Below are 6,433 nucleotides of genomic sequence, written 5' to 3' on the forward strand. Positions count from 1 at the left end.
GAGTGGCGTTTTAACTACAGTGATCCAAAACGTCAATTACACCAGCTAAAACAATGGGTTAAACAGGAACTGAACTAGTTATCTAGGACAGCCCCTTAAAATTTATCGGTGAAAATGTTGTCGTTAGCTATACTGACTTTGATCAAAGGGCGTTGACAAAAAGTCTAGAGCTTCACAAATTACCAATACCAGAGCTACAGTGGGTCGATGCCACGGTATTGGTACGTAAGACGTGTCAGCGCTTTTCGGTCAAAGGTTATAATCTGGCGAATGTTTGTAGAGAATGGAATTATCGGTTTGACCATCATGACGCACTAGAAGATGCTAAAGCATGTGGTTTTATAATCGTAACCATTCTTAGAGAAAATGGTTTGTCAATTCATGATTGGGTAGAAGATAGTCAATACAGTCGTAATTATCCTCAGCAACCCCGCGCAAATGGTAGAAGTTACCCCAGTCATATCACAAAAGTTGGAGATGAGTCAGGACAATATGCAGGACTCAATATCTGCTTTACAGGCAATCTTAGTATCAGTCGCGCAGATATGGCTGAGATAGCAGCCAAAAATGGTTTTAATGTCAAAGCAGGTGCTTCGAAGACATTAGATTATCTTGTAGTTGGTGTTCAAGATTTAACGTTGCTTGCTGGTCATGAAAAAAGCAGTAAGCATCGAAAAGTAGAAGAGCTGATTCAGAGTGGTTTAGATATCAAAATTCTTGAAGAGCGCGCCTTTTTACAGTTAATTAAAATATCAAAGTAATGTGAATCTCAACATTAAAACTAAAAAGCGCACCGTTTATACGATGCGCTTTTTTATGTGTTCATAATCAGTCTTATAGGACATTCAGTATGAATGCAAAATAGCCTATTAATGACGAATTACATGCCTTGATGTGGTTTGCCATGCATTTTACCGTGCTCTGAGCCTTTATGACCTTTCGCCATTTTTTCAGCTTTTAATGTAGCAAGCTTGGCGCGTTGCTCAGCAGTCAATACTTGAGAGATAGCATGTTGAGTCTGTACTCGCTCAATGAAGCGCTGCTTGGTTTTAGCCGCTTGCTGATCAGCTAAGCGATTGACTGCCGCTGTATTTAGAGTGCTACTATTAGTCAATGCTTGCATCTGTTGCTGCATTTGCGCCCGTTCCAATTTGTTTTTTGTACGGTCAGCTTTACGATCGCCGTGTTGTGCTTGCATGATGGCTTTGATTTGCGCTTGTTGCGTTGCTGTTAGATCTAGTTGCGACATTGGACCTCTCATGCCGCCTTTTTTCATGCCATCTTTATGCTGCATTTTACTGGTCGTTGGTGTGGTATCAGTGGTTGCATTAACACTGGTACAAGCCGTTACGGTGAAAATGCTAGACATTGCTAATACTGAGCCCATTAATAATTTTTTCATCATCATTACCTTAATTTATGGTGCATACGTTATTGGTTGCGAAAAAGTCAGTTTTTATCTGATCAGCTTATGAACAGTAAGTGCCCCGGATAGCCACTATCCATCACAGCTTGTTATCAGTATTTGTCGCTGATAGACGCTATATTACGACAGTTAGAGGTTACGAACATTTATGAAGTATTAAGAAAGGTAACGTTTATAGCGAATCGATAAGCAATTGACTGATAATATGGCTCATAAAGCGATTTAACGCTTAAGGAGAAAGATGTGCCACACATACTACTAGGCGATGATGACGAAGAGTTGACCCAATTGTTACAAGAATACTTGCACAATCATGGGGTGACATGCGACTGCGTTCACGATGGTGAGGCTGTCATACATAAACTCAAAACTGCGAGCAATAATGTGCTTAATGGCACTGCTGCTTATGATTTGCTGGTGCTAGATATTATGATGCCAAAAATCGATGGATTGAGTGTCTTGCGTCAATTACCCAATATCAGTGATATCCCTGTCATCATGCTGACCGCAAAAGGGGAGGAGATTGATCGTATCATTGGGCTTGAACTTGGTGCTGATGATTATATTACCAAACCCTGCAATCCTAGAGAACTGCTGGCACGTATCAATGCCGTCATCAAACGCACCAGCGCAGCGACATCAGAGCATACGCCGCTACCAGAGAGCCGTTTGCATCTGGATCAAAACCAGCGGCTTTGTCAGATAGATGGCATAGAACTACAAGTGACGGGGACAGAATTTGATTTGTTGGTTGCGCTACTGAAACAAAAAGGTGAGGTGGTGAGCAAAGCGTGGCTGTCAGAGCATGTTTTACAACGTGAATTACAGCCGTTCGACCGTAGCCTTGATGTGCATGTCTCGCGACTCCGCAAAAAACTCCAACCTTTTCATGATGAGCCGATCAAAGCGGTTCGTGGTAAAGGTTATCAGCTGGTATTGTAATGATGGACTCATCGATGAACGCTTCCAAGAAAGCTATTAACCATAAAATGCTTAAGCAAACCCCAAAGTTTAAAGTGCGAATCACACTATTTTGGCGTTTGTTTCTAAGTCTATTATTAACAATTATAATCACCTCTATTTTATCGATCATGGTGGAGCGTTGGCTGGTCGAAAAAGCACTAACGGCTCGCATGAACGTACAAACTGATAGTTTATTGATTAAGCGTCAAGAAATGGTTGAGGCATTAAGAGCGGGTGATTTAAGTACAGTTAAGCAGATGTATCGTCAGGACCGTCAACTCATGAATCAGATAAGTGTTTACGATGAAGAAGGGGCGATTATATTTCCGCGTTATCGCAATAGAGATGAGCGTAGGCAAAAAGGTATGCAGGGTAGTCGGCGTGAAGTAGGGCAACCATCAATGCAATCAATGGCAGCTCAGCCCAATGTGGACAATAACAGGATTAATAGTCACGATGATAATAATAAAATGTCGAATGATAAGTCATCATTCTTAAACCATATTCTGCAACCGATGATGCCAAATAGCGCTACGCTAGCTGATTTCGACAGTCGCCCTGAGCTGGCTGATGTGACGGTCGTCTTACCAGATGAGCAGTCTGTCATTATACAATTACGTCCGCATTTGCGTTTTGCTGATGTTATGGCGCTGCAACGTGGCAATTTTCCCATACGTTTGCTATTTATTCTCGTTTTTAGCGTCTTGGTTTGTATTTGGCTGAGCCGTACAATGACTCAGCGTATCCGCCGTGTACAAAATACCGTACACCGTCTGATTGATGGCGATTATCAGACCCACCCAGACCTATCAAAAATGGGAGATGATGAGCTTGGTTTACTCGCGAAAGATGTGGCTAAACTATCAAAACGGTTGGCTGAGAGTGAGCTGGCACGCAAACAGATGCTCAGTGATATCTCGCACGAGCTACGATCGCCACTGGCGCGTCTAGACGTTGCGACTGAGCTGACCCGCGACTTTGCACCGAATGCCAGTCGTTATCTCGACCGTATAGATAAAGAGTCGGCGCGGATGAATGAGTTGATTGAGCAAATCATTCATATTCAATCTCTACAAATGCAGCAATATACCATCGACAATATAGAAAACGAAGCGGTTGATATTTCTGACATCATTAGTGAAATTGGACAAGACGTTTGCTTTGAGTTTCAGCATAAAAATGTGCGTTGGCAATGGCAGCCGAGTCATGCATTGGTGGCAGACGCTTCATCTACCACTGATTCAACAACGCCTTGGACTGTGCTTGGCAACCAAGAACAGCTGCATAGTGCGCTTGAAAATGTCATTCGTAATGCTTTTATGCATACGGCCTCTGATTCAACAGTCATTGCTGACATTAAAAAAGTGGAGATGGAAGGCAATAAGCCTGCACTTCAAATCAGCATCACAGACGAGGGTGGTGGCATCGCGGATAAGGATTTGGCGCGTATTTTTCAGCCCTTTGTACGGCTTGACTCGGCTCGCCATCGTGAAACGGGGGGTTATGGTTTGGGGCTGGCAATCGTTCATGCCGTGGTAATGGCACACAAGGGTCAGATTCATGTCTATAATCGCCAAGATGATATCCAAGGGCTGGTGATGCAAATAACATTGCCTGTTAACTCTGAAGGGGACTAAGAGCAGCATAAAGTGGCGAACACGCGCTTAAAACATCTCTAAAGTGTGTGTATAAGCGTGTGTTTTATTAAGTTTCAAAGCGGATTATTTCAAAAAAGTGGGAGCATTCAATATAAGCAAGGAACAAAAAACATCTATATATTCATTTTTTGTTATATAATTGGATGAACGGTAATAAATGCCCGATGAGCGGCATTGTCTCTCTCTATATATTCGGTAATACTAATATATAGAGAGAGCGATTAGGGCTTTTCAAGATAAAAAGTGTTAGTTGTTGGTTAACAAGATAAATGATGAACAAAAAACATTTAATCGTTATCCGCCGATAACGTGTTTTATTTTGTGATATCGACTCTCTGCAAGATGGATATTATCTTTGATTTTTAAATCTGACCAGTCTGTAAGGGAGTGCACACTATGAACCGCATCTATAAAGTAATATGGAATGAAGCCTTGAGCTGTTTTACCGCAGTTGGTGAATATGCAAAGGGGCGCGGCAAATCTTCCAAATCTAGCGTGAGCGCAAACGCGACCATCAATACGACTTCTAATCTTTCTTCTACCCAATTTTTCCGACTATCCACGATCGCCATAGGGATGCTGGCGGCTGGATTTACAATGTCACCGCAAGCTTTTGCGCAAGTGAATGTCGGCGGTGGTACGGGATCTGGTACAGCAATTTCTTCTTGTAATACAAACAGTACTGAAGCGAATGCTGAAGGCAGCTATTCGGTTGCCATTGGCTGTGAAGCGGACGCTGGGCAAAACTTCAATCTGGTCGATAGAGGCAATCCGTCATTTACTTGGACGGGTGGTTCACAAAACAATTCTGGTAGTACCGCCATTGGCACTGGGACAGAAGCTGGTGACGTCGCTACTGCTCTAGGCACTCAAGCAAAAGCCATTGGTCGGTCATCTGTGGCAATTGGGGCGGCAGCGTATTCTAATGGAAATACCTCGTTAGCGCTTGGACGTCAATCGGCAGCGACTGCTGACTTTGCTCAGGCTATTGGTAACGTCTCCTCAGCAACGGGTCAAGGATCTCTTGCTGTTGGTCATTCAGCACTTGCCTCAGGCAAACGTGGCATTGCGATTGGTTCAACTGATTTTGAAAATGCAGGTACAGTGGCTGATCAAGCAAATGTAGGTTATAGAGCGAATGGACAAACTCAAGCAGTTGGCAATGATACGATTGCCTTTGGTAGTAATGCAAAAGCGACCGCTGATAACAGTCTTGCTTTTGGTGTCGGCTCTCGATCTAACGCAGTAAATGGCATCGCATTAGGTTCAAACTCTATTGCAAATCGTGCTGGTGGTGCCAGTGGTTTTGTGCCAGTAGGAGCAGATAGCTCAGTCATCCAAGCGACGGATAGCGTTACACTTGGAGCGGTCTCTGTAGGAACAGGAGCAGCGGGTGGCAACCGTCAGATTGTAAACGTCGCAGCAGGCAGTAGTGCTAGTGATGCTGTCAATGTGGCTCAGCTAACGGGGCTGTCGAATACTGTCGCTAATAATAAAACCAAGTATTATAGCGTGGACTCAACCGCTGTCGGTAATGCTAATAACGACGGAGCGACAGGTTATAACGCCATGGCGCTGGGCGGAAATGCAAAAGCCACAGGCAGCCAAACTATTGCGATTGGCAGCTCAGAATTTGGGCAACAGACGATGGCAAGTGGTGAGCAATCGATTGCTATCGGTGCTAACGTCGTGTCTAGAGGCGCATCCTCGATCGCGATAGGCGGTGATGATCTAGATTTTGCATCGAGAACCAATATCGATGGTAGTCCATTGTCACCACTAAATAGTGGCACAGTTAACGATGTTTTCAAATCCTACGTAGGTAAAGATTTGGTAGAAACCAATCAATACGATGTTAATACCGAAGCTGGAGGTGCTGCGTCGATAGCCATTGGTGCAAAATCGCTGTCTAAAGGTGATCTGTCTACAGCCGTTGGTGTTCATTCCAATACCTCGGGAACGGCTTCTTCAGCGTTCGGTGTTGGCGCATCAGCCAGCAAAGATGGTTCAGTCTCTTTAGGTGCAGGCTCAACAACAGCAACAAGTGCAAGCTCTGAAAAGACGATGACAGTTGGTGGCGTGGTATATGATATCGCCGGTAATGTCATTGATGATAAGGGCATGCTACGAGAGGGTGCGCAAGTATCCGTGGGCGTAGTAGGATCTGAGCGTCAGATCAAAAACGTCGCTGGTGGAGCTGTCACTGCGGCTAGTACAGATGCCGTGAATGGTAGTCAATTGTATGCGACCAATGAAGCGGTCGGAAATAATACCACGACTATTAACAAGGGCTTTGCATTAAAAGCTGCTGATGGTAATACAGTACAGAAACCATTGGGACAAGCCGTTGAGGTGGTTGGCTCTAACAGCAACATCGACACCCGAG

The 6,433-nt window shown here is 44.1% G+C and carries 5 protein-coding genes and 1 pseudogene; 5 read left to right on the plus strand and 1 reads right to left on the minus strand.

Annotation, left to right across the window (positions count from 1 at the left end; all coding sequences use genetic code 11):
• Positions 1-78: pseudogene (locus C8D84_RS02050) on the plus strand (IS1595 family transposase); the annotation flags it as partial.
• 74 nt (positions 79-152) lie between these two features.
• The gene (locus tag C8D84_RS02055; RefSeq protein WP_109589667.1) at positions 153-761 is read left to right on the plus strand and encodes a hypothetical protein; all 609 of its coding nucleotides are present in this window, start codon (positions 153-155) and stop codon (positions 759-761) included.
• A gap of 119 nt (positions 762-880) precedes the next feature.
• On the opposite strand, the gene C8D84_RS02060 is transcribed toward C8D84_RS02055, so the two are convergent.
• The gene (locus C8D84_RS02060; protein WP_109589669.1) at positions 881-1,402 is read right to left on the minus strand and encodes a Spy/CpxP family protein refolding chaperone; all 522 of its coding nucleotides are present in this window, start codon (positions 1,400-1,402) and stop codon (positions 881-883) included.
• A gap of 267 nt (positions 1,403-1,669) precedes the next feature.
• Between C8D84_RS02060 and C8D84_RS02065 the strand changes: the two genes are divergently transcribed.
• The 3 genes from C8D84_RS02065 to C8D84_RS13715 all read left to right on the plus strand — a co-directional run.
• Entirely contained in the window at positions 1,670-2,368 is a 699-nt protein-coding gene (locus C8D84_RS02065) for a response regulator transcription factor (protein ID WP_109589671.1), read from the plus strand.
• Between the two features lie 14 nt (positions 2,369-2,382).
• Positions 2,383-4,026: a sensor histidine kinase gene (locus C8D84_RS02070; protein ID WP_228244423.1), complete on the plus strand. Its 1,644-nt coding sequence runs from the start codon at positions 2,383-2,385 to the stop codon at positions 4,024-4,026.
• A 417-nt stretch (positions 4,027-4,443) separates the two neighbouring features.
• The coding region (locus tag C8D84_RS13715; RefSeq protein WP_265735495.1) for an ESPR-type extended signal peptide-containing protein at positions 4,444-6,433 on the plus strand (1,990 nt) is incomplete at its 3' end.

It is taken from the genome of Psychrobacter immobilis, assembly GCF_003148585.1.
GTDB lineage: Bacteria > Pseudomonadota > Gammaproteobacteria > Pseudomonadales > Moraxellaceae > Psychrobacter > Psychrobacter immobilis.